Raw genomic sequence first — 26,146 nt, 5'->3', positions numbered from 1 at the left:
TGGGAGGATTGATGGCTGACGTACATTCCCCCGCCGTGCGCAGCAAGAATATGCGCGCCATCCGCACCCGCGACACGGCGCCAGAGCAGCGCGTGGCGCAGCAGCTGACGGCGCTGGATCTGGCGTTTACCGCTCAGGACCGCGCGCTGCCGGGCCGGCCGGATTTTGTGCTGGCGGAGTATCAGGCGATTATCTTCGTGCACGGCTGCTTCTGGCACCGCCATCACTGTTACCTGTTTAAAACGCCCGCCACCCGCACCGACTTCTGGCTGGGAAAAATCGACGCTAACGTGGCGCGGGATCGGCGGCATATCGCCGATCTGAACGCCGCGGGCTGGAAGGTGTTGCTGGTCTGGGAGTGCGCGCTGCGCGGCAAACACCGGCTTGACGAGGCGGCACTGCAGGCGCGACTGGAGGAGTGGATCTGCGCCGCCGACCATAACGGCGAGATCGACCAGCGGGGGATCCACCGGCTGGCCGGGTAGGACATCACGCCGCATAAAATAGGGTGATACGGCCAGGAATGCCATCTGCCAGCGCGGCGTAAACCTTACCTGAGGTTACCCGGCAGCTGAGCAGTGAAATGCAGCAACCTGTTGGTACGTTGAGGCTGCCCGCTACACGGCGGGCAGCAGATCCGCCGACGGCGTTTACTCACCGCTGTTACGGATCACCCCTTTCCCCGGAAACAGGTATTTCCCCAGCGTCACCAGCACCACCGCAAAGACGATAATCGCCAGCGCCAGCCACTCGCGGGCAATCAGGCTCTCGCCGGCAAAGGCGATACCGAGCAGCACCGCGACCACCGGATTGACGTAGGCGTAGCTGGTGGCCACCGCCGGGCTGACGTTGCGGATCAGGAACATATAGGCGTTGATGGCGATCACCGAGCCAAACAGCGCCAGGTAGCCCAGCGACAGGAAGCCGGAGAGCGCCGGTTTCTGCGTCAGCTGCTCACCGCTGATCGTGCTGGCAATCAGCAGCACCGCCCCGGCGGCCAGCATCTCCACCGCGCCGGCCATCATGCCGTTGGGCAGGACAATGCGCGACCCCCACACGCTGCCGAAGGCCCAGGTCATCGAACCGATCAGGATAATTACCGCCCCCCACGGGTTGCCCGCCAGGTGGCCGCTGCTGTTGAGCAGAATAATTCCCGCCAGCCCGACCGCAATCCCCAGCCACTCAATCCAGCGGGTCGGGATGCCAAACAGCCGGCTGAAGCACATGGCGAACAGCGGCACGGTGGCGACCATCAGCGCCGCCAGCCCGGAGGGCACGTGCTGGTGCTCGGCCACCGTCACCGCACCGTTGCCCATCGCCAGCAGCAGCACGCCGACGATCGCCGCGTTAAGCGAGGCGCGCAGCGAAGGCAGCTTCTCGCCGCGCAGCAGCAGAAACGCCAGCAGCACCGCACCGGCCAGGCTGAAGCGCAGGCCGGCCAGCAGCAACGGCGGCCAGCTCTCCACGCCGATGCGGATCACCAGATAGGTGGAGCCCCAGATAAAGTAGAGGGAAAACAGCGCTGCCACCAGCGACAGCAGGGCAGGGGAACGGCGTAGGGTCATGGTGTCTCAGTCCGATTGATCAGAAGTCCAGGGCAGGGATTTTCGTCCTTTTACCGCAGGTGGCAACCTGTTTTTCATTCCGGCGGCAAATTTTTTTACAAAATTTGCACTTGCCGCGCATAATTGTTTAGATCGATCCCTCTTGTTCTTTGTCTCCCTCAGGATGAAACATGGCCAGTGTAAAACTGACGGTAAGGCGTTTGTATCAGCTTAGCGGCGAACGTATGGTCAACGGCCGGGCCACGGCGCGGATATACGTTGGCGACAGGCTGATCGCCACCGAAGAGATTAGCGGGATGACGGAAAGCCCGGTCAGCAAGTATCTGCACCACCAGGAAGCGGCAGGCCAGCCGGTGCGCGTTGAGTGGGACTGTGACGGCATCGCCGATATGGCGGTAAGTGAGCTTGAGCTGTGCCCCTGTTGTCAGCATGATGTCGATGAATAAGGAAGGGTATTTTGGCAGGAAGTAGTTTACTGACGCTGTTGGATGATATCGCCACGCTGCTGGACGATATCTCGGTGATGGGCAAAATTGCGGCGAAGAAGACCGCCGGGGTACTGGGTGACGATCTGTCGCTGAACGCGCAGCAGGTCAGCGGCGTGAAGGCCAACCGCGAGCTGCCGGTTGTGTGGGGCGTGGCGAAAGGCTCGTTTATTAATAAGCTGATTCTGGTGCCGCTGGCGCTGCTGATCAGCGCCTTTGCCCCCTGGGCGATCACCCCGCTGCTGATGATCGGCGGTGCCTACCTCTGTTATGAAGGGGTGGAGAAGGTGCTGCACAGCCTGCATAAGGATAAGACGCAGGAGAGCCCGCAGGCCCGCGAACAGCGGCTGCTGCAGGTGGCGCAGCAGGACCCGAAAGCGTTTGAGAAGCAGAAGGTGAAAGGTGCGGTGCGCACCGACTTTATCCTCTCCGCCGAGATCGTGGCGATCACCCTCGGCATCGTCTCCGACGCGCCGCTGCTTAACCAGGTACTGGTGCTCTCCGGTATCGCCATCCTGGTGACCGTCGGCGTGTACGGCATCGTCGCCGGGATTGTGAAAATCGACGACCTCGGATTCTGGCTGCAGAAGAAGGGCTCGGCGCTGGCGCAGGCCACCGGCAACGTGCTGGTGGCGACCGCACCACGGCTGATGAAGATCCTCACCGTGGTCGGCACGCTGGCGATGTTCCTGGTCGGCGGCGGCATTATCGTTCACGGCCTGCCGCAGCTGCACCACCCGCTGGAGCAGTTCAGCCACGGCATGCACGGCGTGCTCAGCGCGCTGGTCAGCAACGGCGCTAACCTGGTGGTCGGTCTGATTGTGGGGTCGATTGTGCTGTTAGCGGTGAACGGACTTGCTAAACTACGCGGCAAATCGGTATAACGTGCGCCCGGCTGCGGTAATCCTTCGCCGCGGCCGGATTGACTTTAACGGGAGCAATGTGATGAAAGACGACATTTTTGATTTTGATATCGACGCCGAGCTGGAACAGGCCGAAGCCCACGCCGAGAAGAAGGCCAGCGAGCTGCCGGCCGACCTGGGCGATGAAGCCGACTGCGAAGGCTGCAAGATCTAAGCGTCCGTGACCGGCTTCACATTAAAAGCGAGTAATAAAAATTACTCGTTTTTTTTATATTTTAAAAATTAAGCGCTTATTTGAATTTAACATTTGATTTACCTTCTGTTAACGGCACTGCGATGACGCCGGTGCTATAACTAACGGGTCATTTAACCGAAAAGGAGGTGCTTTACGATGTTTTCAGTCAGCGATGAAGTGCAACATAAGGAAGGTGGCCCGGCGATGATCGTGACGGGTTATGCCAGCGGTATGGTCGAATGTCGTTGGTATGACGGCTTCAGCGTACGCCGTGAAGCCTTCCGCGAAGACGATCTCGCTTCGCTTGCTGCGGCGCGCGTGACCGACTAAGACGTGCTGCAGGGGGCGCACCGGCCAGCCCGGACGCCCCGAATTTTCGCCGGCGGCAGGCCGCTTGTGGTACGCCCGCCGCCGCGCCCGCAGTGATTACAGCTCGTTCTTAATGCAAAACTCTTCCCAGCTCATTCCCAGCGCCTCTGCATGGCTGCGCAGGTAGGTTTCGATCGCCTCGACCATCACCTCTTTGTCCGGTTCGGCCAGCTGAATGGCGAACAGCACCCCGTCCAGCTTTTTTTCGCGCACGTAGGCCGCGTAGGCGCGGTCTTTCTGCATCGCCTGCAGCTGCTCCAGGCTCATACCCACGGCGGCGGCCTGTTCTGCGGTCAGGTTAGCAATGCCGGACTGCAGTTCCGGGTGGGCTGCCAGGAAAAGATCTTTGGCAATGGCGTAATACTCTTCTACGGTTTTCATAACGATCCTGGATGGCTGATTGCGCCGCTAGTGTACACGCGCGGGCGGGGCAAAGGGAAGGAGAGGGCGGCCCGCGTAAAGCGGCCAATTCGGGGCGGATGGCGCTTGCTCAGCGGCAGGAAACCTTTTAACGTAGCGCGTAATGGCTTAACCAGGAACAAAAAAATGAAAAAGTGGATTGTGGCAGGCGTGGCAGTGGTTACCCTGAGCGGCTGTGCGCAGCTGACCGATTATAACAGCGCGGTAACTACCCCGCCGCCGTCGGCGCTTGTCGGCAACTGGCAGACCTTTGGCCCGCAAAAGGGGCTGGTCAGCCCGCAGGCGCAGGCCAGCCTGATCGTCACCGCCAGCGGTGAGACGCTGGACTGCCGCCAGTGGCAGCGGGTGATTGCCAAGCCGGGCAAAGTGACGCTGCTGGACGGTGACTGGGTCAACGTTAATAACCAGTCGCGGGTGATGCCGCTGGTGCTGGAGGGCAGCACGCTGCACTACGATAAGCTGCAGCTGCAGAAGGTGTCGCAGCCGACGGCAGAGTGCAGTGATGCGCTGGCGACGTTGCAGACAGCCCCGGTGGCGGTAAAGAAACCTGCTGTGGCAGGTGAAGAGCCAAAGAAAAAGCATCACAGCGGTATGATCTATACGCAGAAGAAATAGCTGACAGGCGAAGCAGGAGCCTGAAAGCGCTGTCTGGTGCTGCATCGTGCACGGCTCAGGTCGCCTGTAAAACCGTGACGGGCTCCTTTTGCTTCAGGATCTGCGTTGTCTGTAGGGTCGCCTGTTAATACCGTGACGGGCTCAGGGAGCCTGTACACTCCGCAAAGACGCAAAAAGCGTCATCCATGACAGCTCAGCGCGGGCCGTCCATGGCCCGCGATGCTTTGCTACGTGTACAGGCTCCCTTCGCTTCAGATTCTGAGATGTCTGCAGGAAGTGTCTGTCAGTACTATGACGAACTCAGGATCTGGTCCGAACAAAGGCAGCAACACCAGAAATTTCGGGCAGTCCCAATACGCCGGGCATCCGAGCCCGCCGCGATGCTTTACGCCGTGTAAAGGCTTTACTCGCTCAGAACCCAGACGCTGACGCTGCCGCCGTTGCAGCGGAAGGTGGCGTTGCCGTGTTCGTCGCTCTCCACGTTCTCCTCGCGGTGGCCCAGCAGGTCGTGCCACCGCTTGTTCGCCAGGCCCTCGCCGAGTTCCAGCGTTTTTTCGCCTTCATCACCGTTGGACATAATCACCACGCAGCCCGGCAGCTCCTCCGTGCCGCTGCGTGCGAAGGCCACGCAGTTGGGGTGATCGAACCACTCGGTCTGTACTCCGTGGGCGTAGTCGCGGCGGGCGCGGATCAGCGTATCCAGTTCGGGGATCACCGGCATCTCAATCCGGTACTGGCCGCCGTCGCCGCCTTCATCCTCGTAGCTGGCACCATACAGATCCGGGTAGAACACCGTCGGCACGCCGTTTTCACGCAGCAGGATCAGCGCATAGGCCAGCGGTTTAAACCACGCCTCAACCGGAGCCTCCAGCGACTGTAGCGGCTGGGTGTCGTGGTTGGCGACGATGGTCACCGCGTGCCACGGATCGCGGGCCACCAGCGTGTCGTTGAAGATCTGGCTGAGGTCGTAGTCCGCGCCCTGCAGCGAGGCCTGGTGGAAGTTCATATGCAGCGGCGCGTCGAACAGCATGGTTTTACCCTCCACCTGGTCGATGTACTGCATCAGCTTATCCACCTCAAACGACCAGTACTCGGCGACGATAAACAGCGGCTGCTCGGCCACCTCCTGCACGTGCTCGATCCACTCCTTGTAGAACCACGCCGGAATATGTTTTACCGCGTCGAGCCGGAAGCCGCTGCAGTGCACCTCGTCCATCACCCAGCGCGCCCAGTACTTCAGCTCCTCGGTCACCGCGTGGTTGCGGAAGTCGATATTGGCGCCCATCAGGTAGTCGAAGTTGCCCAGCTCGTCGTCCACCTGCTCGTTCCAGCCATCGCCGGTATAGTCGTTGACGATCTTAAACACGCCGTTTTCATCGGGGTTTTCGATATGGTCGACGCCGTTAAAGCACTTGTAGTCCCAGACAAATTTTGAGTGCTGGCCACCGCGCGCCGGGAAGGTAAAGCGCGTCCAGATATCGGCCTCAATTACCTCAGACGATATCTCCTCGCGGTTATCCGGGTTGGCGCGGTTCACCAGCACCCGCTCCTTCTCATCGGCCCCCATCTTATGGTTGACCACCACGTCAAGCAGGGTGCCGACGCCGTGTGCCTTCAGCGCCTCAATGGCCGCAATCAGCTGTTCTTTATCACCGTATTTGGTGGCACGCGATCCTTTCTGCTCAAATTCGCCGAGGTCGAACAGATCGTAGCTGTCATAGCCGACCGAGTACCCGCCGGATTCCCCTTTATACGCCGGCGGCAGCCACACCAGGCTGATGCCGGTTTCGGCCAGGCTGGCGGCGCGATCGGCCACTTCCGGCCACAGTTGGCCGCCTTCGGGATAGTACCAGTGAAAAAACTGCAACAGCGTGGGATTGCGCATATCCATGCTCCATTTTCATCAGACGGGAAAATTGAGTATGGAAGAGGGGGGAGGAAAAGATAGCGGGGCGCAAAGATAATTATTTTGTCTGTGCACCCCGGTATAACGGGAAAGTTAGCGGCTGGCGGTGGGGTGCATCAGTACGTTACCGGCCATATTGCCGTAGGCTTTCAGCACGTTTTTCTGCTGCGTGTTGTTGTTCATCAGCTGGCCCAGCTCATCCTGACGGCGTTTCACCAGACGACGAATTTCAATCTCGTTATCCAGCAGATGGCGCAGCAGCGGGCGCAGCTGTTGCAGCGCGACCGGGGTCAGCGGCGTCACAACAGTGACCGCTTCAATGCGTTTGACCGTGGCGGCATATTCGGCCTCTTCGGTCACCAGCGTATCCCAGTCGCCCTGATTCGCCAGCCGCAGCATGGTCTGACTCAGCTGCAGCAGATGCTGATAGTTCTGCTGTAAAGAGGGGGTTATTTTCATGATACGGCATCCTGAACCGGGGCCGGAAGATGACCCACTTCCTTCCAGGCATCGGCAATATTACGCACCAGCCCTTCAACCTCTTCCACCGCCGCCACGTCATTACGAATGTTGGCGTGCAGCAGACGCCGCACGCAGTAGTCGTACAGCGCCAGCAGGTTGTCCGCCAGTTCATCACCGCTGTTATCGGCCAGACCCTGCTTCAGGCCGTTTTCGATAATATTGATCGCCTTGGAGAGGGCGTTGCCTTTGCCCTCAATATTGCCATCCTGCATAAACAGACGGGCGCGCACCAGCGCACTGAGCGCCCCGTCAAACAGCAGGTTGATCAGCTGGGCCTGGCTGGCGCTCATCACGCTGCTCTCCAGCTCCACTTTCTGATATAACTGCGCGCCCGAATTTTTATACATATCAATGCCTTTTCGTCTTAGCTTGAAGAGGAGGACGATTCAAACTGCTGCGTCAGATAGTTAGACGTGTTGGTCAGCGAGTTCACTAATTTACTGAGGTTAGTAAACTGGGATTTATAGCGCGCCATGGTCACTTCAATGCTGGCCTCCATCGCGGTGTAGCGCTTGTCGAGATCTTTCAGGGTGGCGTTGATGCCGTCCTGAGCATTTTTGATAATGCCCTCTTTGCCGGAACTGGTGCTGAGCATATCGGTCAGCGTGCTGCCCATCTGGGTGGCAAAGCCGGTCTTCGTACCGTCGCCAACGAAGAAATCGCTGACCGCCTGCGGGTTATTGGTCAGCGCGGCGGTTAACTTGGTGTCATCAATGCTCAGCGCACCGACTGAACCGTCCGCCTGCTTGGTCGGGTTGGTGGTGATCCCCAGCTGCGAAAGCACCGCGTAAGAGCCGCTCTGTACGTTGCTCAGCATCCCGGCCAGGCGGGTCTGAATAGTGCGCACCGTACTGTCACCGAGCAGTACGCCGTTGCTGCTGGACTGATCTTCACCGGCGTCGACCGCGGTGTATTTGGTGACCGAGGCGATGGTGGACTGCAGGCTGTTGTAGGCGGTAACCCAGGCTTTGACCGCGGTGGTGGTGCTGTCGACCGAACGCGTCACGCTGAGGGTTTCACCCGAGGCGCTGGTGCTGGCGGCCTTCAGGTTGAAGGTCACACCGGTCAGCGCATCGCTGATGGTGTTGCTGCTGCGCTCCATAGCAACGCCGTTAACGCTGAGTTTGGCGTTCTGCGAAGCCGTCTGTACCGACATATTCTGCGTGCCGGTGGCGGTAGCGTCATAGCCAATCACCCCCTGCAGGGTGCTGTCGCCGGTAACGCTCAGGGTAATATCGCCGTCGGTGCCGGTAGTCTTGGAGCTCAGCATCAGGCGGTGGTCGCCGTTGCTGGCGGTAATAATGGTGGCACTGACGTTACCGGCGCTTTTGTTAATCGCATCGGCAATGCCGGTCAGCGTGGTCTGGCTGTTGCTCAGGGTGATTTCCAGCGGCTTGGTGGTGCCGGGCTGGGTGATGGTCAGCGTGCGCGTGCCGCTGGCGCTGTCGCCCAGCTGGCTGGTTTTGCTGGCAATAGATCCTGAAATCAGCGACTGCGCCTTGGCTACCTGCTCAACGTAAACGCTGTAATCACCAACGGTGGCGTTCGCATCGGTGGTGGCGGCGAAGGCGGTATTGGTGCTGGTGACGCTGGAGGCGCTAAAGGTGCTGGCTTTCGCCAGCGCCGCGGTCGCGGTCTGCAGGGCGGTCATTGAGCTTTGCAGCTTGCTGTAAGCGGTAAGCTGCGAATTATAGCTGGTCTGCTGCTTGGTGATCGTTGTCAGCTTGCTGTTTTCAGCAGTTTCCAGGTTGGTATAGAGGGTATCCAACTGAAGGGTGGTGCCTACCCCAAGGCTACTGATACTCGCCATCGTTAATCCTCAGTTTATGAGATGTACCAGAGTTATATCGGCCATCGTGGGCAGAAGTTTAATCAATGTGGAGAAAAACTGATAAGAAGAATAAAGCAGGGATATAGGGGTAATTAGCCTGATAGCCAGGTGTATGATAAGAATACTCTTAATTGGTCGCTTATCTGCACCATCAATAAGCGTTAACGATGGGTATTTTGTGCGTTATGGCGGTTTCTTGTGAAGCAATCAAACATAAAAGCTTTATTTATCAGTGGTTTTTTGTGATTTTTCCTTTTTTTCTAAAGTTAGGAAAAACTCAACCGATAACATTCATGACGGTGAGAGACGCCGTGAGCGTGTAAGGCTCAGCCCAAAACCTAACTGATTTAAGGAAAACACTATGGCCGTTATCAATACCAACATTATGTCCCTGACTACTCAGAACAATCTGAACAAGTCACAGTCTTCCCTGGGCTCAGCGATTGAGCGTCTGTCATCTGGTCTGCGTATCAACAGCGCAAAAGACGATGCAGCGGGCCAGGCGATTGCTAACCGTATGACTTCTCAGGTTAAAGGTCTGACTCAGGCTTCCCGTAATGCCAACGACGGTATCTCCATCGCTCAGACTACTGAAGGCGCACTGAACGAGATCAACACCAACTTACAGCGTATCCGTGAACTGACCGTACAGGCGAACAACGGTAGTAACTCTGCTGATGACCTGGTGTCAATCAACAACGAAATCGTTGACCGCGTTAAAGAAATTGACCGTGTCTCCAAACAAACCAGCTTCAACGGCATCAAAGTACTGGCTACCGCTCAGACTCTGAACATTCAGGTTGGTGCGCAGGATAAAGAAACCATCGGCATTTCACTGAAGAAAATCGATTCTTCCACACTGTTTACAGCAGCAGGTTTCACTGCCATCACTGAAGCATCTACTGGTGCTGCATCGGGTGTTGGTATCCTGAAAACTTATACTGCCGCGACCACTACTGGCGAAGCTAAAGCTACAGTTGATTCCAACCTGCTGTCTGCTCTGGATAAAGCGATTTCTGACGTTGACTCACTGCGTAGCAGCCTGGGTGCCAGCCAGAACCGTTTCGAATCTACCGTTAACAACCTGAGCAGCACCATCACCAACATCACCGCTGCTAAGAGCCGTATCGAAGACGCGGATTACGCGACCGAAGTGTCTAACATGAGCCGCGCGCAGATCCTGCAGCAGGCCGGTACTTCAGTACTGACCAAGGCTAACCAGGTTCCACAGGGCGTGCTGTCTCTGCTGCAGTAATTGCCGCTTAGCAATCCCTTTAATTAGCATAAAAAATAGCGGGTATTATACCCGTTATTTTTTTTTGCGTTATTTACACTGGTAATATCGTGGCGGTATGGCGGGGCACGGCCTCTGACGTACAGCGAAACTTATCAAGGTAAATGGCCCTATGAAGAAGTCCACCTCTGGTTCTGCTCTCTCTACCCCCCCTGCAACCGACCCCGCCGTGGCTGCGCAACTTCGGCGCGCGATGGAAATACTGAGTGAAAAGCCGCAGGAGTCGTTAGCCATTGTTACGCCGCTGCTGAAAAAAAATGCGCATAACAGTCTGGTCTGGGTGGTTGCCTCACGCACCTGGGAAAAACTGGGTAAATATTTTGACGCTGAGGAAGCGGTTGAAAAAGCCCTGACGCTGACCCCTGATTACAGCGAAGCGCTTTACGCTAAGGCTAACCTGTTATACGTCCGCGAACGTTTTGATGAGGCAGAAATATTCCTTGCGGAGGCGATCGGTCGGGTAAACGATGATGAATCACGGCCATTGCGCACCCTGCGGGCGACGATCCTGCAAAAGCAGAAAAAGTATGAACAGTCGATAGAGGAGTATACCCAGCTGACCCGGGAAGACCCGACCAACTGGCGTAACTGGAGCAACCTCGGTATGATTTACCAGGATTTGGCCGAATTCGATAAAATGGATGCCGCCTATCAGCAAAGCTGCCAGCTCTCCTCTGATAACCCCTCTTCCTGGTTTAACCGCATTGTCGGATCGCACTATAACCCGGCTGCTACACCTGAATCCATTCTGGATATTTGCCAGCAATGGCAGCAGGTATTTCGCCCGTCTCGTACAATTAAACGTGCGGTGGCGAAGAATCGGACAGCCGATAAACCGTTACGTATTGGCATGATTTCAGAAGGGTTTCGCTCGCACCCGGTCGGGAATATGATCACCCTGGGTTTATCACATATTCCGGATTCACAGATTGAGCTTTATGCCTACAGCACTAACCACATCGAAGACCATATTACCTACCGTATTCAGCGCATTGCTAAAAAATGGCAGGTGATTGACGGGCTGTCGGATAATGCGGTTGACGGATTAATTCGTGACGATGAGATAGATATTCTTTTCGACCTCTGTGGCTATAATGCAAACAGTCGGATGCTGACGTTACAGCAGCAGCCCGCGCCGTTACAGATTAAATGGGTTGGCGGGCTGATCAGCAGTACCGGCCTTGAGGGCATGGACTATCTGTTAAGCGACGGTATTGAAACACCTGAGGGCGTCGACCACCTGTACAGTGAAAAACTGATCCGTCTGCCCGGTGACTATATTTGTTACGATCCGCCGCACTACCTGCCGCCGCTGAGCGCCGGTCCGGTAACGGAAAACGGCTATATCACCTTTGGCTGTTTTAATAACGCCGCCAAGATTAACGATACTCTGCTGGAGCAGTGGGCGATCATACTGAACAGCGTGCCGGACTCCCGCCTGTTCCTGAAAAGCTTTAACTTTAAAAACCCAACGCTTTGCGAGCGGGTGCTGAGCACGCTGGAACGCCACGGGGTGGCGCGTGAGCGGGTGCTGCTGGAAGGTTCCTCGCCGCACCGTGAGCTGCTGGACAGCTATAACCGGGTGGACATCGCGCTCGACCCGTGGCCGTACTCCGGCGGCCTGACCACCTGTGAAGCGATGGCGATGGGCGTGCCGGTGGTGACCCTGCCAGGGCCAACGTTTGCCGGACGTCACTCCGCTTCTCACCTGGTCAATGCCGGCATGCCGGAGCTGGTGGCCGACAGCTGGCAGCAGTACATCGATATTACCGTTGGCATCACCCGCGATCTCACCAGCCTGGCGGTGATTCGCCAGCATCTGCGCGATATTCTGCTGGCTTCGCCGGTGTGCGACGGGCAGCGCTTTGCCAGACACTTCTCGGACGCCATGCGGGCGATCTGGCAGCGCTACTGCGAAGGTAAAGCACCGGCGGCGCTGACGCTGCAGGAAGAGGGCGCACCTTACTTCCTCGACGACGGGCAGCCGGTGACGCTGCAGCATCCGCCGGTGATGGAATCACAGAAGCTGACCCAGCCCGGCCAGGCGGATACCTTTGAGTTCCAGCTCTCCGGCAAGGTGCTGATGATGGACTACGGCGGCCAGTTCAGCCGCGCTGCTGCGTTTATCGACCTGGTCGCCACCGATGCGGTTCACGCGGTGATTATGGATCCGGTCGGTGTGGTGGAGCCGCAACATCTGCCGCTGCGTAAGAAATCCCTGCAGCATATCAAACTGCACCTGCTGGGTGACGGCCAGGAGGCTCCGCTCTATCTGTGCCTTGATTCGCGTTACAGCAGCGATCTGCCCGCCATCGGCGGCGAACAGGGGGATGAGGCCTGGGCGGGCCAGAAGGTGATTACCGAACTGAAGGTGCCGTCGAGCAGGCTGGATGAGATTAACGGACTCGATCGCCTCGAGTGGTTTGAAATCAGCAATACGCTGAATCTGCAACCGGTCTTCGAGCACGGTTCGCGGCTGTTAACCGGCTGCCTGTTTGTCAGCGTACATTATACCTTTGCCAACACCCACGCCGGCCAGATGTCCTTCAGCCAGCTGGAGGCGGCGCTGGCCGGCTACGGCTTCCGCTTCCACAGCGTTGCCGCGACAGAGCAGGGCGCTGCGCTGCCGCTGGCGGACGGCAGCACGCTGGCCTCTTCGCAGATGGTGGCGACGCGCCTGCTGTTTGTTCCCACCGCAGAGCGTATTGCGGCCATGAGCGTGGAGCAGCGCGAGAAGCTGGCGTTTATCCTGCACGCCGGTTATCAGCTGCGTGACGTGGCGTATCAGGTGCTGCAGGTCAGCTCGACTGCACGTGCCGAGGCCTATCTCGGTGACTTCCACGATACCGCGCCGCCGGCCTCGTCGCCTGCCGCTGTGCCAGCCCCGGTAAACATCATCCCGGAAATGCCGCGTATGTCAGCGGCGGAAACCGCGCTGTTTGAGCGCTGCATTACTCAGAGCAGCGCCTATTATGAGTTTGGCAGCGGCGGTTCGACCAAGCTGGCGACGCGCAATAACGTCACCGTCTACGGCGTGGAGAGTGACAAATTCTGGGTCGACACGCTGGCAAAAGAGGCCGGTCCGCTGTGTAAGGTCGATTACGTCGATATCGGGCCGACCAAAGAGTGGGGCTATCCGGTGGATGCCAGCCATCAGCAGCAATTCCCGCTCTACAGCGAGGCGATTCTGCAACATCAGCGGTGGTTTGATCTGATTCTGGTTGACGGGCGTTTCCGCGTCGCCTGTACCCTGAATGCGATTAAACACACGCTGGCCACCCGCAGGAATAACGCCGTGACGCAGATCTTTATTCATGATTTCTGGGACCGCCCTGACTACCACGTGGTGCTGGAGTTCCTCAATGTGGTGGATAAAGCGGAAACGGCAGGCGTATTTACCCTGAAGCCACAGATTGATGTCGTTAAGCTCGAAAAGCTGTTGGAGAAATTTAAATTTATCCCGGCTTAAGCCGTTAGCCCTTACCGGGAGCCCGCAGCGGGCTCCCTCACCGCATGTCCTCGTCAGCTAACAGAATAACCCCTCTTTTGCACCGCTATTCCACCAATCAATTTCCCCTACAGAAACCGATAATCTTGCCGATAACTTACATAACGCAAGGTAGTCAGAGTGAACGATCTCTATACCGCCGATGGGGTGATGGACAAGCATTCGCTGTGGCAGCGATACGTTCCGCTGGTACGCCATGAAGCGCTGCGCCTGCAGGTGCGGTTGCCGGCCAGCGTGGAGCTGGATGACCTGCTGCAGGCCGGCGGCATCGGCCTGCTGAATGCGGTTGAGCGCTACGACGCGCTGCAGGGTACGGCCTTTACCACCTACGCCGTACAGCGCATTCGCGGGGCGATGCTCGACGAGCTGCGCAGCCGCGACTGGGCACCGCGCAGCGTGCGACGCAACGCCCGCGAAGTGGCGGCGGCGATGCATCAGGTTGAACAGGTCCTTGGCCGCCCGGCCAGCGAGCAGGAAGTCGCTGCCCAGCTGGACGTGCCGCTGGAGGAGTACCGGCAGATCCTGCTGGATACCAACAACAGCCAGCTGTTCTCCTATGACGAATATCGTGAGGAGCACGGCGACAGCGCGGAACTGGTCACCGACGGCCATGAACAGGCTAACCCGCTGCACCAGCTGCTGGAAGGGAACCTGCGTGAACGCGTCATCGAAGCGATCGAGGCCCTGCCCGAACGCGAGAAGATGGTGCTGACGCTCTATTACCAGGAAGAGCTGAACCTGAAAGAGATTGGCGCCGTGCTGGAAGTGGGCGAGTCCCGCGTCAGCCAGCTGCACAGTCAGGCGATTAAACGCCTGCGCGCCCGGTTAACGGGAGCGCGCTGACGGAGTCAGTTTTGCACTTTCAATATTAACCGGGAATACGTAATGGCAACGAAATTAAGAACAAGGCCGTTAAGTCGCTATCTGAAGGACTATAAGCACAGCCAGAGCAACTGCTCGCACTGCGATAAGGTACTGGATCGCATGGCACTGGTGTTTCGTGGTCAGATAATTAATAAAGAGGCGATTGCCCGCATGGACCAGCCGATCGACGATCAGGTCTGGTGCAAACTGCAGAGTGAGCTGACGGCGCTGTGCCGCTTCTGCAGCGATATTTACTGTAATACCCATCCGACTTACTTTGATATTATGGCGTTTAAACAGTACCTGTTTGAGCAGACCGAAATGAGCCACAGCACCATTCGCGAATATGTTGTTCGCCTGCGTCGTCTCGACGATATGCTGTCGGCCCAGGGTTTCCCTGCCGAACGCCTGCGCGGCCGCAGCTGCCACGAATGCCTGGAAAACAGTCTGCCGGATGCCGGGAATAACAACTACCGCATCGCCCTGCGCAAATATGACCAGTTCCTCGGCTGGCAGCGCGCCTGATAGCCGATGACCGTTGTGGCCGGGGAGCCTGCCCCGGCACAACGCCGCACTAAGTTATGCCAATTCGATAATGACCGCCGCCGCATCTTCTGCAACACTGTACGCTATCATCTGATCCCCTCTCCCGGAGGCCGCGTTGTCCTTACATAATCTGGTTAATTTCCCCCGCGTTGAACTGCTGGGCGCGCCCACGCCGCTTGAGCATCTGCCGCGTTTTTCCGACTACCTTGGCCGCGATATCTTTATCAAGCGTGATGACCTGACGCCGGTGGCGCTGGGCGGCAATAAGCTGCGCAAGCTGGAGTTCCTGGCGGCGGATGCGTTACGCAACGGGGCCGACGTGCTGCTGACCGCCGGCGCCATCCAGTCGAATCACGTGCGCCAGACGGCGGCGGTGGCGGCGAAACTGGGGCTGAAGTGCGTGGCGCTGCTGGAAAATCCGATCGCCACTACCGCAGAAAACTACCTCGGCAACGGCAACCGCCTGCTGCTGGAGCTGATGGACTGCGAAATCGTGCTGGTCGACGCGCTGCACAATCCCACCGCCCAGCTGGAAGAGCAGGCCACCCTGCTGGAAGCGCAGGGCTTTCGCCCCTACTGCGTGCCGGTCGGCGGCTCTAACGCGCTGGGCGCGCTGGGTTACGTGGAGTGCGCGCAGGAGATCGCCCACCAGAGCGAAGGCGTGGTGGACTTTGCCGCGGTGGTGGTCGCCTCCGGCAGCGCCGGTACCCACGCCGGGCTGGCGGTGGGTCTGGAGCAGCTGTTGCCGCAGACCGAGCTGGTGGGGGTGACCGTCTCACGCCGGGTAGCCGAACAGTTGCCGAAGGTCGAGAGCATTCGCCAGCAGCTGGCACAGTCGCTTGAGCTGAACAGCACCGCGCCGATTACCCTGTGGGATGAGTACTATGGCCCGCGTTACGGCGAACCGAACGAAGAGGGAATCGAAGCCATTAAGCTGCTGGCGCGGCTGGAAGGGATTTTCCTGGACCCGGTTTACACCGGCAAGGCGATGGCCGGGCTGATTGACGGCGTGGCGCAGAACCGCTTCCGCCGTCAGGGGCCGCTGGCGTTTGTCCACACCGGCGGCGCGCCGGCGCTGTTTGCCTACCACCCGTTCAGCGGGTAAGAAACTGGCAGACCGCGTTGCTGAAGGTCTGCGGGCAGGCCACGTTGGAGAGGTGCGAGGCCGGCAGCACGGCCAGCTCGGCACCGGCGATCTGGCTCTGCAGCCAGCGCGCATCTTCAACGGTGGTCACCGGATCCTGTTCGCCGGCGATCACCAGCAGCGGCAGCAGGATCCGCCTGACCTCTTTGCGCAGATCGGCGGTGGCCAGCGCCCCGCAGCAGGCGGCATAGCCGGCCACATTACTGTTGGCCAGCTGTCTGATCAGCCGGCCGGCCTGCGGCGGGGCGGCGGCGAGGAAGTCCGGCGTGAACCAGCGGGCGGCGGCACCGGCCGCCACCTGACCCAGCCCCTCGTCGAGCACCTGGTGCGCTCGCTGCTGCCAGCCTTCGGCGCTGCCGATGCGCGCGGCGGTATTCGCTACCACCATGCGCCGGAAGCGCTGCGGATGGTAACGGGCCAGCCACAGCCCGGTCAGGCCGCCCATTGAAATGCCGCAAAAACTGGCCTGTTCCACCCCCAGCTCGTCCAGCAGGTCGACCACGTCCTGGCCCAGCCGCGCCAGGGTCAGTACCTGGCCCGGCAGCGGGCTGTGGCCGTGGCCGCGCGGGTTGTAACGCAGCACGCGGAAATGGGTGATCAGGGTAGCGATCTGCGGCTGCCACAGATCCCAGGTGGTGCCCAGCGAGTTGGACAACACCAGCAGCGGGGCGTCGTGCGCCCCTTCCAGCCGGTAGTCAATCGTCATCTCATACCCTCTCTATAATCATCGCGATCCCCTGGCCGACGCCGATGCACATGGCGCACAGCCCGTAGCGACCGCCGGTATTCTGCAACTGCCAGGCGGCGTTCATCACCAGCCTGCCGCCGGAGGCACCCAGCGGGTGGCCGAGCGCAATCGCGCCGCCGTTGGGGTTAACCTCAGCGGCATCGTCCGCCAGCCCGAGGGTGCGGGTCACCGCCAGCACCTGCGCGGCAAACGCCTCATTGAGCTCGAAGACGTCCATCTGTGCCAGCGTCAGCCCGCTCAGCGCCAGTACCTTGTGCACCGCCGGCACCGGGCCCAGCCCCATAACGGTCGGCTCAACGCCGGCGACCGCGCTGGCCACGATGCGCACCACGGGCTGCAGGCCGTTATCGGCCATCGCGCGCTCGCCGGCCAGCAGCAGGGCGCAGGCACCGTCGTTAAGCCCGGAGGCGTTGCCCGCCGTCACCGTGCCCTGCGGAGTGACCACCGGTTTCAGCTTAGCCAGCGCCTCCGGCGAGGTGGCGCGCGGGTGTTCGTCGGTTGCAAACAGCAGCGGCTCGCCGCTCTTTTGCGGCAGCGATACCGGCACCAGCTGAGAGGCATAAAAACCGCTCTGCTGCGCGCGCGCGGTTCGCTGCTGGCTGCGCAGGGCATAGGCGTCCTGATCCTCGCGGCTGATGGTCAGCCGCTGCGCCAGGTTCTCGGCGGTTTGCGGCATCGACTCGACGCCATACAGGCTTTTCATCAGCGGGTTGATCAGCCGCCAGCCCATGGTGGTATCTTCCAGCTTCATCTGCCGGCTAAAGGCTTTATCGGCCTTGCCGACGACGTAGGGGGCGCGGGTCATCTGCTCGACGCCGCCGGCGATCATCAGCCCACTCTCACCACTTTTAATGGTGCGTGCGGCGATCGCCACCGCGTCGAGGCTGGAGCCACACAGCCGGTTAACCGTGCTGCCGGGGACGGAGGTCGGCAGCCCGGCCAGCAGCAGCGCCATCCTCCCTACGTTGCGGTTATCCTCTCCGGCCTGATTGGCGCAGCCGTAGATCACATCATCCAGCCGCGCCCAGTCAATGCGGGGATAACGCTGCAGCAGGGCTTTCAGCGGGGCGGCGGCCAGGTCATCGGCGCGTACCCCGGAAAGGCTGCCGTTAATTCTGCCGAACGGCGTGCGCACGGCGTCACAGACGAAGACGTTATTCATAAGCGTGCTCCTGCAGGGCAAAGGTCAGCGCCACCGGGGTGACCTGTTGCAGCTGTTCTTCACTGATGTCGCCAAGGAGTTCACGCACCACCAGCCCGGCAGGCGTGACGTCGATCACCGCCAGATCGCTGTAGATGCGGTGGATGCAGGCAATGCCGGTCAGCGGGTAGCTGCAGTGCGGCACGATCTTGCACTCGCCGCCGCGCGTCAGATGTTCGGTCATCACCAGCACCCGCCGCGCGCCGATAGCCAGATCCATCGCGCCGCCGACCGCCGGAATGGCACCCGGCTGGCCGGTGCTCCAGTTGGCCAGGTCGCCCCGTTCAGAGACCTGATAGGCCCCCAGCACGCAGATATCAAGATGGCCGCCGCGCATCATGGCGAACGAGTCACCGTGGTGGAAAAAGCAGCCGCCCGGCAGCAGGGTCACCGGCTGCTTGCCGGCGTTAATCAGCTCGGGGTCTTCGCGACCAGGCTCCGGTGCCGGCCCCATCCCCAGCAGGCCGTTTTCGCTATGCAGGAAAATATCTTTGTTGGCCGGCAGGAAATTGACAATTCTGGTGGGCAGGCCGATGCCCAGATTGACGTACGCACCGTCGGGAATATCCTGTGCGATGCGTGCCGCCAGCGCATCGTGGCTGAGTCGGGTAAAATCCATCTCTGCTGCTCCTTTACGCGGTTGCGCGTGATAAATGATGCGGAACTTCAACCACCCGCTGGACAAAAATGCCCGGCGTCACCACCACTTCCGGGTTCAGATCGCCCAGCGCCACCCGCTGCTCAACTTCCGCGATGGTGCAGGTGGCCGCCATTGCCATAATCGGGCCGAAATTGCGCGCCGCCTTGCGGTACACCAGGTTGCCCCAGCGGTCGGCACGCTGCGCTTTGATCAGCGCAAAGTCGGCCTTTAGCGGTAGTTCGAACACATAGTGGCGGCCCTCGATTTCCCGGATTTCTTTGCCGGCGCTCAGTTCGGTGCCGTAGCCGGTCGGGGTAAAGATACCGCCAAGACCGCTGCCGCCCGCCTGGATCCTCGCCACCAGATTGCCCTGCGGCACCAGCTCCAGCTCCACCACGCCGCGCCGGTACAGGTCATCAAATACCCATGAATCGCTCTGGCGTGGGAATGAACAGATCATTTTGCGAACGCAGCCGGCCTTGAGCAGCGCGGCCAGGCCAGCGTCGCCGTTACCGGCGTTATTGTTGATTACCGTTAAGTCGCGCGGGCGCTGGCGGATCAGCGCCTCGACCAGCGTATAGGGCAGGCCGGCCGGACCGAAGCCACCGATCATCACCGTGGCACCCTCCCCAATGTCAGCCACGGCATCCCCGGCTGACGGCAGATATTTATTGATCATTGCTCCTCCTGAGTGCTGGCATCGTCGGGCCTAAATTAGGAGAGGATGAATACAGCAACAAGGGGCTGCCCCGCCGGTTTCCGGGGATTCTGGGGCGTATCGTGTTATTGCCGCGAAAAGTGTGATCCAGGCAACTGAACAGGCGGAATATCCCGCATTAAATGTGAATAATTGAGGTTGGTTATCATTTTATTGATGATTTATCAGTTCGTTAGCTGTTTCAGCGGGTGTGTTTTCCGTTGGTGAGACCCCCTGTTCGGCATAGAGTTGATAAATCATGCTCTCCAGCAGACGGATATCGGCTGACTCATCCAGCAGGCGGGTACTCATGATGATCGGTGAGACCAGCTGTGCCCCCTGCAGCGGTAAATAGCGCACGTCCTGACGCTGCAGGCTGCGCAGACACTCTGGTACCAGCGCCACCCCTTCACCGGCGGCCACCAGCCCCAGCGTGACCTGCAACTCACGGACTTCAACCACCCGTTGTGGCGTCAGACGCCGTTCACGAAAAATGGCCAGTACCTGGTCGGCAAAGCTGGGGCGCGGCATCTGCGGGTAGACCAGCAGCGTTTCCGCATGCAGCATGCTCAGGGTTACCGGGGAGCAGGCGCACAGCGGATGATCGGCAGCGACCGCCACCATCAGCGGTTCCTCACGCAGGATCACCCGGCGAATGCTGGCATCCTCAGAGCGAATACGGCCAAAACCGATATCGATCTCTCCCTCTTTCAGCGCCTGCAGCTGCTCCGTGGTCGACATCTCCAGCAGGGTAATCGCTACCTCAGGAGACTGCTGGCGAAAGCGGCGTATCAGCTGCGGTATCAGCCCGTACAGCGTGGAAGCGACAAACCCCACCGACAGCCTGCGCTCCAGCTGGCCGATACGGCGGGTCATGGTTTTCAGCTCCACGCTGCGCGCCAGAAACTGCTGCGCGTGGCCGAAGAAAAAACGCCCGGCGTCGGTCAGTTCCAGCGGGCGGCAGCCGCGTTCAAACAGCGTTACCCCCAGTTCGCCCTCCAGCTGCTGGATCTGGCGGCTGAGCGGCGGCTGGCTGATATGCAGGCGTCGGGCGGCGCGGTTGAAGTTACGCTCTTCGGCAACGGCGACAAAGTAGCGCAGGTGGCGCAGTTCCATAGCAATACCTCCTGGGTATCAAAACGATACTTGAACGGTGTTAGACGACCGTAGCTTATGAGGTATAGGGTCTTAGCCACGACTCATTCTCCAGGCTGTATACCTTAAAACTATGAAGATCAATATCGTAGAAACCCTGATTCTGGACGTTCCGGCGGTGCGACCACACCGTTTAGCCATGGTCACTCTGAATGTACAAAGCCTGGTGCTGGTGCGCATCGTGAGTGAAGACGGTATCGAGGGGTGGGGCGAAGCCACCACCATCGGCGGCCTCAGCTACGGCGAAGAGAGCCCGGAAAGCATCAAAGCCAACATCGACCGCTGGATGGCACCGCTGCTGGTGGGGCAGGACGCACGCCGGGTTTCGCTGCTGATGGCGCAGATCGGCCGCTCGGTGCAGGGCAACCGTTTCGCCAAATGTGCCATTGAAACCGCACTGCTGGACGCGCAGGCCCAGCGGCTGGGCATACCGCTCAGCGAACTGCTCGGCGGACGGCAGCACGACGCGCTGCCGGTCGCCTGGACGCTGGCCAGTGGCGATACCGCGCAGGATATTGCCGAAGCGCAAAAAATGCTCGATCTGCGCCGTCATCGCATCTTCAAACTGAAAATCGGCCGGCGCGAGGTGCAGGAGGACGTGGCGCACGTGCTGGCGGTCAGGCGCGCGCTGGACGATACGGTCAGCGTGCGGGTCGACGTCAATCAGGCGTGGGATGAACGGCAGGCCGAACGCGGCATTGCCGCGCTGGAAGCCGGCGGCATTGACGCCGTTGAACAGCCGATCGCGGCGCATAACCTGGCCGGGCTGGCACGGCTGACCCGGCGTTTTAGCGTCGCCATCATGGCGGATGAGGCGCTGAAAGGCCCGCAGGACGCGCTGGCGCTGGCCGTTCAGGGGGCCGCGGACGTCTTCTCGATCAAAATCACCCAGTCCGGTGGGCTGACGGCGGCACGCCAGGTGGCGGAGATGGCTCAGCTGTCCGGGATCGCCCTGTACGGCGGCACCATGCTGGAGGGGGCGATTGGTACCGCCGCTACCGCCCATCTCTGCGCCACCTTCAGCGACCTTCATTTTGGCACCGAGCTGTTTGGCCCGCTGCTGCTGACCGAAGAGATCCTCACCGGGCCGCTGGTCTACCGCGATTTTATGTTGCAGGTGCCGGACGGCCCTGGCCTGGGGATCGGCCTGGATCAAGACAAAGTGGCCGCACTCCGCCGCCGCTAAAGCCGCTACACCGAGGAGTAAAGACCATGCTGTTTCACGTACGAATGGACGTCAGTCTGCCCGCCTCCATGCCTGAGCCGGAAGCGCGCGCGCTGAAGGCGCGGGAAAAAGCGCAGGCGCAGGCGCTGCAGGCCAGCGGTCAGTGGCGCCATCTTTGGCGCATCGCCGGGCAGTATGCCAACGTCAGCCTGTTTGACGTCGACAGCGTTGAACAGCTTCATCAGCTGCTCTCCGAACTGCCGCTGTTCCCGTGGATGACGCTGCAGGTGACGCCGCTGTGCCGTCATCCCTCATCAATTCATGCAGACGATCGCTGACCCAGACCCCCACAGACTTGTGTCCTGAACCGATCGGGGCGGCGTCACGGGCCCCGATCGATAACAACAAACCCTACCGGGAGCAATGTGATGAATAACCGACAAATTGACCAACTGATCGACGATTTTTTAATTAAAACGGCCAGGGGGAAAGTGAATCCGCGCGTACAGCAGGTCACCGTGCGCCTGCTGGGCGACCTGTTTAAAGCAATTGAAGACCTTGACCTGCAGCCAAACGAAATCTGGAAAGGGCTGGAGTACCTGGCAGATACCGGTATCGCCCACGAAATGGGGCTGCTGGCCGCCGGGCTGGGTCTGGAGCGTTTTATTGACATCCGTGCCGACGAAGCCGACGCCCGCGCCGGGCTGCAGGGCGGCACGCCGCGCACCATTGAAGGCCCGCTGTATGTCGCCGGTGCACCGGTATGTCAGGGGGTTGCCAGGCTGGATGACGGTTCGGAGGACGGTAAAGCCGAGGTGCTGATGATGCAGGGTACGGTGCGTGATGAGCACGGTAAACCGCTACCGGGGGCGCAGGTTGAGGTATGGCACGCCAACAGCCTCGGTAACTACTCTTTTTTCGACAAGAGCCAGCCGGCGTTTAACCTGCGCCGCACCCTCATCGCCGACGCAGAGGGCTGCTATCAGTTCCGCAGTACGATGCCCTGCGGCTACGGCTGCCCGCCGGAGGGACCGGTGCAGCAGCTGCTGAACCAGCTGGGCCGCCACGGCCGCCGCCCGGCACATGTTCACTTCTTTGTCAGCGCGCCCGGCTACCGCATGCTCACCACCCAGATCAACATCGACGGTGATGAGTACCTGTGGGATGACTTTGCCTTTGCCAGCCGCGACGGGCTGGTGCCGGCAGTGAAAAAAATCAGCGATGCGCAGCAGTTAAAAACCCACGGCCTGAGTAAACCCTTCTCATCGATCGACTTTGATTTCACGCTGTACCAGGAGCGTTCAACACTACCGGGCAGTGAGGTTGAACGTCAGCGCGCCCGTGCCTGATGGTCGCTGGCCTGCCCCCGTTTCGGGGGCAGTTTCATTCACTCCCCACTCTGCAGGAGCACCTCCCATGAGCACACAAACGCTACGCAACTGGCAGAAAAAGATTGAACGCGGTCTGGATTTTCGGCCGGAAGAGGGCGTGTACCGACTCGCCCGCACGTTGTTTACCGATCGCGAGTTGTTCGATCTGGAGATGGAGCTGATTTTCGAGAAGCAGTGGATATTTGCCTGCCACGAAAGCCAGATCCCGCAGCCGCATGACTTTATTACCCTGCAGGCCGGGCGGCAGCCGATGATTATCACCCGCGATGGCAAGGGAGAGCTGCACGCGCTGTCCAACACCTGCCAGCATCGCGGCACCACCCTGACCCGGGTAGGCCACGGCAACCAGAGCACTTTTACCTGTCCATTCCACGCCTGGTGCTACAAATCGGACGGGAAACTGGCCAAGGTCAAAGGACCGGCGGAATACGGCAGCGATTTTGACAAACAGCAGCTGGGCCTGAAGCCGGCACGTATTGCCAGCTATCGTGGTTTTGTCTTTATCAGCCTGGATACCGAATCCACGCTTGGCCTGACCGATTTTCTCGGCGATGCCGCGCTGTTCTTTGACCTGATGGTGGAGCAGTCGGCAACCGGTGAGCTGGAGGTGCTGCCCGGCATCTCCTCCTACAGCTATCCCGCCAACTAGAAGCTGCAGAACGAGAACGGCCTGGACGGCTACCACGTCAGCACCGTGCACTATAACTACGTCTCCACCGTGGCGCACCGCCACGAGCTGGACAGCGCCCGGCCCGGACAGGGCGGCAGCACGCTCGACTACAGCAAGCTGGGGGCCGGCGACGCGGATACCGACGACGGCTGGTTCAGCTTCCATCACGGCCACGGCGTGCTGTTCAGCGACATGCCGAATGCGGCCGACGTGCGCCCCGGCTATGACGGCATTATGCAGCGGCTGCTCAGCCAGTACCCGCCGGAGCGGGCGCGGTGGAATATGCACCGCCTGCGGAACCTGAATATTTACCCCAGCCTGTTCTTTATCGATCAGATCAGCACCCAGCTGCGCATTATCCGCCCGGTGGCCTGGAATAAAACTGAGATCGTCAGCCTGTGCCTCGGAGTCAGGGGTGAGTCGGACCGCGATCGTGAAGGGCGTATCCGCCAGTTTGAGGATTTTTTCAACGTCACCGGAATGGGCACGCCGGATGACCTGGTGGAGTTTCGTGAACAGCAGCGCGGATTTGAAGCCCGCATCGCGCCGTGGAGTGATATCTCGCGCGGGCATCAGCACTGGCAATATGGCGAAACCCACAACAGTAAAGTGTTGAATATTAAACCGGTGATGACCGGCACCGAGCTGACTCACGAAGGGCTGTACGTCAATCAATACCGCGCCTGGCAGGGAATGATGCTGAAGGGGCTGGAGAACAAAATTGCGCAGTACGCCGCAGAGAAAAAGGAGGAGAGTCATGTCTGAGATCCGCACCGGGATGCAGCAACAGCAGTGGGCGGTGGAACAGCTGCTGTACCAGCTTTCTGACGCCTGCGATCGCCAGCAGTGGGATCGCTACCTGGATTTTTTTACCGAGGACACCGAGTTTCATATCCCGCAGTGGTGCAGTGAACATGAGTACACCCAGGACCCGCAGCGTGAAATGTCGCTGATTTACTACGCCAGCCGCGCCGGGCTGGAGGATCGCGTCTACCGCATTCGCACCGGTAAGTCGTCCGCCTGTACGCCGATGCCGCGCACGCTGCATCTGATCGATAACGTGTGCTGCCAGCCAGCGGCGGCGGGGGAGCTGGAGGCGTCGGCCAACTGGGTGACCCACCACTACCGTTTCGGTCAGAGCCAGCACTTTTTTGGCCGCGCCAGCTATCGTCTGCGCGAGCAGCAGGGTGGATGGAAGATCGCCCGCAAGCATGTGCTGCTGCTGAATGACAGGATCGACTCCGTGCTCGATTTCTATCATGTCTGAGGGCGCGCGAGTGACGATGCCAGGCCATCAGGCGACGCTGATTTTTCGTGACGGGCTGACGCGCCGTTTCCAGGTGCAGCCAGGGGAGAAGCTGCTGGACGCTGCCCTGCGCTGCGGCGTTCAGCTGCCGCTGGACTGTCGGGAAGGGGTCTGCGCTACCTGTCGCGGGCGCTGCGAATCGGGCAGCTTTGAGATGGAGTACGTCGATGAGGATGCGTTAAGCGAGAGCGAGCGGCAGCAGGGCGATATGCTGGCCTGCCAGACCGGGCTGACCTCGGCCTGCACCTTCTTCTTTGACGTTGACTCCGGCGTATGCAACATCAGCCAGCAGCGTTACTCTGGCCAGGTCAGCGCAGTCAGCATTGAGGGCGATCGGGTGGCGACGCTGGCGATCGTGCTGGATGCAGGCCAGCCCGAGCTGCACTACCTGCCCGGCCAGTACGCACGAATTCAGGTGCCGGGCAGCGAAGAGAGCCGCGCATTCTCATGGGCCAGCGCGCCAGCGGCCGGTGCGCCGGTGCGCTTTCTTATCCGTCTGCTGCCGCAGGGGGCCATGAGTGACTATCTGCGTCAGCGCTGCCGGCCGGGGGACCCGATCACCTTTACCGCGCCGTTCGGCACATTTTATCTGCGCGAGGTGACACGCCCTCTGCTGCTGATCGCCGGCGGCACCGGGCTGTCGCCGCTGCTGAGCATGCTGGAGAGCCTGGCCAGCGGCGGCTGCCCGCAGCCGGTAAGGCTCTGGTACTGCGTCAGCGAGGTCGCGGATATCAGCAGCCTGGCGCAGCTGGATGAACTGACGCAGCGGCTGGCCGATTTCCGCTACGAGGTGGTGGTCTCACGGCCGGACGCGGGCTGGGCCGGCAGGCGCGGGCGGATTACGGCGGTGCTGGAAGCCGATGCGCTGCAACAGCCGTTTGATGCCTACCTGTACGGGCCACCGGCGATGGTCGAGGCCACCTGCAGCTGGCTGAAGGCGAATCCGGTGGCAGAACATCAGCTGTGGTTCGAACCCTTTAAGGCGAGTTAGCCTGTTGGCTGGGCT

General features: G+C 60.0%; 29 protein-coding genes. 18 read left to right on the top strand and 11 right to left on the bottom strand.

All coding sequences use genetic code 11. The annotated features are described in order from the left end of the window. Positions 1–11: 11 nt before the first annotated feature. Entirely contained in the window at positions 12–485 is a 474-nt protein-coding gene (locus GKQ23_RS14780; RefSeq protein WP_212408654.1) for a very short patch repair endonuclease, read from the top strand. A gap of 165 nt (positions 486–650) precedes the next feature. On the opposite strand, the gene yedA is transcribed toward GKQ23_RS14780, so the two are convergent. Beyond that, entirely contained in the window at positions 651–1,565 is a 915-nt protein-coding gene (gene yedA / locus GKQ23_RS14775) for a drug/metabolite exporter YedA (protein WP_056234198.1), read from the bottom strand. A 170-nt stretch (positions 1,566–1,735) separates the two neighbouring features. Here yedA and GKQ23_RS14770 point away from each other — a divergent pair, with 170 nt between their 5' ends. From GKQ23_RS14770 to GKQ23_RS14760, 4 genes are all read left to right on the top strand, one after another. Then, on the top strand, positions 1,736–2,011 hold the full coding sequence (locus GKQ23_RS14770; protein ID WP_056234195.1) for a hypothetical protein: 276 nt from the start codon (positions 1,736–1,738) through the stop codon (positions 2,009–2,011). A gap of 11 nt (positions 2,012–2,022) precedes the next feature. Then, positions 2,023–2,934 carry a DUF808 domain-containing protein gene (locus tag GKQ23_RS14765; RefSeq protein WP_056234193.1) on the top strand — a complete coding sequence of 304 codons (912 nt, stop codon included), beginning with the start codon at positions 2,023–2,025 and terminating at the stop codon, positions 2,932–2,934. A gap of 61 nt (positions 2,935–2,995) precedes the next feature. Further along, positions 2,996–3,127 (top strand): hypothetical protein, encoded by a 132-nt coding sequence (locus GKQ23_RS24085; RefSeq protein ID WP_256442794.1) that lies wholly within the window; start codon positions 2,996–2,998, stop codon positions 3,125–3,127. 177 nt (positions 3,128–3,304) lie between these two features. After that, positions 3,305–3,478, top strand: a complete 174-nt coding sequence (locus tag GKQ23_RS14760) for a YodC family protein (RefSeq protein ID WP_072166322.1) — start codon at positions 3,305–3,307, stop codon at positions 3,476–3,478. Positions 3,479–3,574: 96 nt separating this feature from the next. Here GKQ23_RS14760 and GKQ23_RS14755 read toward each other — a convergent pair whose 3' ends face one another. Further along, positions 3,575–3,898 carry a DUF6388 family protein gene (locus tag GKQ23_RS14755; RefSeq protein WP_056234187.1) on the bottom strand — a complete coding sequence of 108 codons (324 nt, stop codon included), beginning with the start codon at positions 3,896–3,898 and terminating at the stop codon, positions 3,575–3,577. A gap of 165 nt (positions 3,899–4,063) precedes the next feature. Between GKQ23_RS14755 and yedD the strand changes: the two genes are divergently transcribed. Continuing rightward, on the top strand, positions 4,064–4,552 hold the full coding sequence (gene yedD, locus GKQ23_RS14750; RefSeq protein ID WP_212408653.1) for a lipoprotein YedD: 489 nt from the start codon (positions 4,064–4,066) through the stop codon (positions 4,550–4,552). Between the two features lie 403 nt (positions 4,553–4,955). Here the strand turns inward: yedD and amyA are convergent, their stop codons facing one another. From amyA to fliD, 4 genes are all read right to left on the bottom strand, one after another. Continuing rightward, complete coding sequence (gene amyA, locus GKQ23_RS14745; protein ID WP_212408652.1) at positions 4,956–6,443, bottom strand: alpha-amylase; 1,488 nt, start codon at positions 6,441–6,443, stop codon at positions 4,956–4,958. A 108-nt stretch (positions 6,444–6,551) separates the two neighbouring features. Beyond that, entirely contained in the window at positions 6,552–6,917 is a 366-nt protein-coding gene (gene fliT, locus GKQ23_RS14740) for a flagellar protein FliT (RefSeq protein ID WP_212408651.1), read from the bottom strand. Continuing rightward, positions 6,914–7,327, bottom strand: coding sequence for a flagellar export chaperone FliS (gene fliS, locus GKQ23_RS14735; RefSeq protein WP_212408650.1), 414 nt, complete (start codon positions 7,325–7,327; stop codon positions 6,914–6,916). The genes fliT and fliS overlap by 4 nt, the downstream gene beginning before the upstream one ends. Before the next feature lie 17 nt (positions 7,328–7,344). Then, a complete protein-coding gene (fliD, locus tag GKQ23_RS14730; RefSeq protein ID WP_101506655.1) occupies positions 7,345–8,790 on the bottom strand; it encodes a flagellar filament capping protein FliD in 1,446 nt (481 codons plus the stop codon). A 382-nt stretch (positions 8,791–9,172) separates the two neighbouring features. Here fliD and GKQ23_RS14725 point away from each other — a divergent pair, with 382 nt between their 5' ends. The 5 genes from GKQ23_RS14725 to GKQ23_RS14705 all read left to right on the top strand — a co-directional run bounded on the left by GKQ23_RS14725 (position 9,173) and on the right by GKQ23_RS14705 (position 16,128). Continuing rightward, positions 9,173–10,066, top strand: a complete 894-nt coding sequence (locus tag GKQ23_RS14725; protein ID WP_101506654.1) for a flagellin — start codon at positions 9,173–9,175, stop codon at positions 10,064–10,066. A gap of 208 nt (positions 10,067–10,274) precedes the next feature. Next, complete coding sequence (locus GKQ23_RS14720) at positions 10,275–13,574, top strand: glycosyltransferase family 41 protein (protein ID WP_212408649.1); 3,300 nt, start codon at positions 10,275–10,277, stop codon at positions 13,572–13,574. 159 nt (positions 13,575–13,733) lie between these two features. Continuing rightward, the gene (locus GKQ23_RS14715) at positions 13,734–14,456 is read left to right on the top strand and encodes an RNA polymerase sigma factor FliA (RefSeq protein ID WP_101506652.1); all 723 of its coding nucleotides are present in this window, start codon (positions 13,734–13,736) and stop codon (positions 14,454–14,456) included. 42 nt (positions 14,457–14,498) lie between these two features. Beyond that, positions 14,499–15,002 carry a flagella biosynthesis regulatory protein FliZ gene (gene fliZ, locus GKQ23_RS14710; RefSeq protein WP_056234163.1) on the top strand — a complete coding sequence of 168 codons (504 nt, stop codon included), beginning with the start codon at positions 14,499–14,501 and terminating at the stop codon, positions 15,000–15,002. Positions 15,003–15,138: 136 nt separating this feature from the next. Continuing rightward, positions 15,139–16,128, top strand: coding sequence for a D-cysteine desulfhydrase (locus GKQ23_RS14705; RefSeq protein WP_056234160.1), 990 nt, complete (start codon positions 15,139–15,141; stop codon positions 16,126–16,128). On the opposite strand, the gene pcaD is transcribed toward GKQ23_RS14705, so the two are convergent. From pcaD to GKQ23_RS14680, 5 genes are all read right to left on the bottom strand, one after another. After that, positions 16,118–16,873 carry a 3-oxoadipate enol-lactonase gene (pcaD, locus tag GKQ23_RS14700; protein ID WP_056234157.1) on the bottom strand — a complete coding sequence of 252 codons (756 nt, stop codon included), beginning with the start codon at positions 16,871–16,873 and terminating at the stop codon, positions 16,118–16,120. The two genes, GKQ23_RS14705 and pcaD, sit on opposite strands and share 11 nt — an antisense overlap. A gap of 1 nt (position 16,874) precedes the next feature. Continuing rightward, on the bottom strand, positions 16,875–18,077 hold the full coding sequence (gene pcaF / locus GKQ23_RS14695) for a 3-oxoadipyl-CoA thiolase (protein ID WP_212408648.1): 1,203 nt from the start codon (positions 18,075–18,077) through the stop codon (positions 16,875–16,877). Next, on the bottom strand, positions 18,070–18,735 hold the full coding sequence (locus GKQ23_RS14690; protein ID WP_212408647.1) for a 3-oxoacid CoA-transferase subunit B: 666 nt from the start codon (positions 18,733–18,735) through the stop codon (positions 18,070–18,072). Before GKQ23_RS14690 ends, pcaF begins: the two co-directional genes overlap by 8 nt. Before the next feature lie 13 nt (positions 18,736–18,748). After that, complete coding sequence (locus GKQ23_RS14685; RefSeq protein WP_212408646.1) at positions 18,749–19,435, bottom strand: 3-oxoacid CoA-transferase subunit A; 687 nt, start codon at positions 19,433–19,435, stop codon at positions 18,749–18,751. A gap of 189 nt (positions 19,436–19,624) precedes the next feature. After that, complete coding sequence (locus GKQ23_RS14680; protein ID WP_212408645.1) at positions 19,625–20,569, bottom strand: LysR family transcriptional regulator; 945 nt, start codon at positions 20,567–20,569, stop codon at positions 19,625–19,627. 112 nt (positions 20,570–20,681) lie between these two features. Between GKQ23_RS14680 and GKQ23_RS14675 the strand changes: the two genes are divergently transcribed. The 7 genes from GKQ23_RS14675 (at position 20,682) to GKQ23_RS14650 (ending at position 26,131) form a co-directional block, all read left to right on the top strand. Continuing rightward, positions 20,682–21,794, top strand: a complete 1,113-nt coding sequence (locus tag GKQ23_RS14675; RefSeq protein WP_212408644.1) for a muconate/chloromuconate family cycloisomerase — start codon at positions 20,682–20,684, stop codon at positions 21,792–21,794. Positions 21,795–21,820: 26 nt separating this feature from the next. Then, on the top strand, positions 21,821–22,111 hold the full coding sequence (catC, locus tag GKQ23_RS14670) for a muconolactone Delta-isomerase (protein ID WP_212408643.1): 291 nt from the start codon (positions 21,821–21,823) through the stop codon (positions 22,109–22,111). A 90-nt stretch (positions 22,112–22,201) separates the two neighbouring features. Further along, a complete protein-coding gene (catA, locus tag GKQ23_RS14665) occupies positions 22,202–23,122 on the top strand; it encodes a catechol 1,2-dioxygenase (RefSeq protein ID WP_212408642.1) in 921 nt (306 codons plus the stop codon). Between the two features lie 67 nt (positions 23,123–23,189). Further along, positions 23,190–23,813: a Rieske 2Fe-2S domain-containing protein gene (locus GKQ23_RS23940; protein ID WP_249168415.1), complete on the top strand. Its 624-nt coding sequence runs from the start codon at positions 23,190–23,192 to the stop codon at positions 23,811–23,813. Positions 23,814–23,858: 45 nt separating this feature from the next. Further along, positions 23,859–24,599 (top strand): hypothetical protein, encoded by a 741-nt coding sequence (locus GKQ23_RS23935; RefSeq protein WP_249168414.1) that lies wholly within the window; start codon positions 23,859–23,861, stop codon positions 24,597–24,599. Next, positions 24,592–25,101 carry an anthranilate 1,2-dioxygenase small subunit gene (gene antB, locus GKQ23_RS14655; protein ID WP_249168413.1) on the top strand — a complete coding sequence of 170 codons (510 nt, stop codon included), beginning with the start codon at positions 24,592–24,594 and terminating at the stop codon, positions 25,099–25,101. The genes GKQ23_RS23935 and antB overlap by 8 nt, the downstream gene beginning before the upstream one ends. Continuing rightward, the gene (locus GKQ23_RS14650; RefSeq protein WP_212408641.1) at positions 25,094–26,131 is read left to right on the top strand and encodes a 2Fe-2S iron-sulfur cluster-binding protein; all 1,038 of its coding nucleotides are present in this window, start codon (positions 25,094–25,096) and stop codon (positions 26,129–26,131) included. Before antB ends, GKQ23_RS14650 begins: the two co-directional genes overlap by 8 nt. Positions 26,132–26,146 lie beyond the last annotated feature (15 nt).

Source organism: Erwinia sp. E602 (assembly GCF_018141005.1).
GTDB lineage: Bacteria > Pseudomonadota > Gammaproteobacteria > Enterobacterales > Enterobacteriaceae > Erwinia.
The sequence above is the reverse complement of the archived record's forward strand: the minus strand, read 5'-3'. Positions and strand labels throughout refer to the sequence as shown.